General features: G+C 38.6%; 2 protein-coding genes. One reads left to right on the top strand and one right to left on the bottom strand.

Translation table 11 applies throughout. The features are described from left to right. The coding region (gene uxuA, locus B4G94_RS11865) for a mannonate dehydratase (RefSeq protein ID WP_286859059.1) at positions 1-570 on the top strand (570 nt) is incomplete at its 5' end. Positions 571-706: 136 nt separating this feature from the next. Here uxuA and B4G94_RS11860 read toward each other — a convergent pair. Then, positions 707-1777, bottom strand: coding sequence for a LacI family DNA-binding transcriptional regulator (locus B4G94_RS11860; RefSeq protein ID WP_286859057.1), 1071 nt, complete (start codon positions 1775-1777; stop codon positions 707-709). Positions 1778-2316: the final 539 nt, after the last annotated feature.

The raw sequence follows: 2316 nt of genomic DNA, 5'->3' as shown, positions 1-2316 counted from the left end.
AGCATTGATACCTATAAACATATTGGAAGGGATGGCTTGCGTAGAAATCTGGTCTACTTTTTAAACGGAATTTCTGCCGTATGCGAAGCCAATGGCATCCATATGACCATCCATCCGGACGATCCGCCATATCCGATTCTGGGTTTGCCTCGTATAGCGAGCAATGGAGAGGATTTAAACTATATATTGAACGAAGTACCTCAACAATTCAATGGTATTTGTTTTTGTACTGGTTCTTTAGGGGCCAGCCAGACCAATGATTTACCGGCGATATTAGAGCAGGTGAAGTCGCGGGTAAACTTTGTCCATTTGCGGAATGTTAAGAAAGATACCATTGGTAGTTTCTATGAAGCAGACCATCTGGATGGGGATGTGAATATGTATAAGATTATGCAAATTTTAGTCGCGGAGAACCAATTGAGATCTACAGCAATACCTTTTAGACCGGATCATGGACATCAGATGCTGGATGATCTTCATAAAGTGACAAATCCCGGCTATTCTGCTATCGGTCGCTTAAGAGGTTTAGCCGAATTACGGGGATTGGAATATGGAATTGCCGGTGAGTAACCTATGATAATAATCATGGTAATTAATTTTGTCGGTGATAAGATCATAATATAAAAAAATACAGTCAGGAGATAATAGCATTAGCGATATTTTCCGACTGTATTTTTTTCTTTTCCCTCAACGTAAAAGGGAAGGGTTATAACGAAGATTTTCTTACAATAAGTTGTGTCGGAAGTTCAATGGTTTCAAATTCGTGAATTGGTCTTGTCTGATTGATGGTGTCAATCAATTTTTTGGTTGCTATTTCTCCAATTTCAGTTGCGGGTTGCACGACTGTTGACAATGCAGGATTTAATGACGCTGCGATTTGGGTATTGGAAAATCCAATGACAGCGACTTGAGCCGGAACTTCTATCTGAAGTTCTGCCAGAATTCCCAGTGTTCTTGTTGTGATAATATCCGTTGCACCAAAAATTGCATCGATATTTTTGTAATCAAGATATTCCTTGATGATAATTTCTTTTATTGTATTGTCCAAATCAACCACGCTGTTAAAACTACATTCAATGTAGTGATTTTCATTAAAAGGGATGCCTGCATCGGAGAGGGCGGCTTTGAAACCATTTAAACGTTCGACTGCAACCCCTAGGTTTTTCCCCGTAATATGTAATATATTTCGTTTTCCTTGTTGAATTAGATGCTGGGTAGCATTGTATGCTCCCTGGAAGTTATTGACCCCTACCTTGAATGTATCCAATTTGTGGTTGATGCGGTCGAAGATGACAACGGGTATTTTAGCTTTAATAAGATCTTTAAGTTCTTCAATATTTGATCCAGACGATACGGGAGCGATCATTAGCCCGTCTATACCACGCATTCTTAATACGTCTATACAATTTTTTTCGATACGTTCATCCTCCCTGCTTTGCATGAATATAATATCGTAGATTGTTTGTTGGGAGGCGATCTGGATTCCATCGAGAATCTGTGACACGAAGGTATTGCTGATATTGGAAACAATAACTCCAATGGTATTTGATTTTCCAATTTTTAAACTCCTTGCTAATTTATTGGGATGGAAATTATGTTTCTTGGCATAATCCTGAACCAATTTTTTCGTTGCTTCACTGATTTCGTAGCTGTCTGATAGCGCTTTGGAAACGGTGGAAACAGAAATGTTGAGTTCTAAAGCTATATCTTTCAGGGTAGTTCNNGATAAATCTACATAAAAAAATATACAAACAAACTTTTTTTGATAATTATCCAAGATTTATGTTGTAACAATAATGTAGTCCGCTTTATAGCATTTTTATGTTTAACAAGTGCAATTTTTGAGTGTTTTTACTTCAAAAAACTACGTTTCTATCCAATGCCTTGGTGTTTGATCTATTTTGGTGTTCTTTCGGCGCCGATTCGAGATCCCCTTGGGATCCCCTTGGGATGGGCTCGGGCTTAAAGGAGTAGGAGCGCAGATGTTAGCATGGTTCAACTGGGCTGCTACTGCTGTTCTAGCGAGTTAGGCTCGGATTCACTACGGATATATGCCACCACTAGCCTCATAGTCTAGTCATTAGCAAGACTGGTTTATACCTAACCCATCTCTATTATTTACCTATACAAACAGCAGACAATGAGGGAAAAGGTAGGTAAACGTAGAGAAAAGCAGGGAAGATAGCAAGAAGGTAAGAAAAAATCCCCGGAAAAAGGATGTTTTTGGCTGCAGAGATACCTGGTCTGGTATTTTTTAAAGATAAGTCCAATATTAAAGTAGTAGTAACCTACTATTAGGTTAGGATTTAGTTAGGT

The organism is Sphingobacterium sp. UBA7625 (assembly GCF_002484085.1).
Taxonomy (GTDB): domain Bacteria; phylum Bacteroidota; class Bacteroidia; order Sphingobacteriales; family Sphingobacteriaceae; genus Sphingobacterium; species Sphingobacterium athyrii.
The sequence above is the reverse complement of the archived record's forward strand: the minus strand, read 5'-3'. Positions and strand labels throughout refer to the sequence as shown.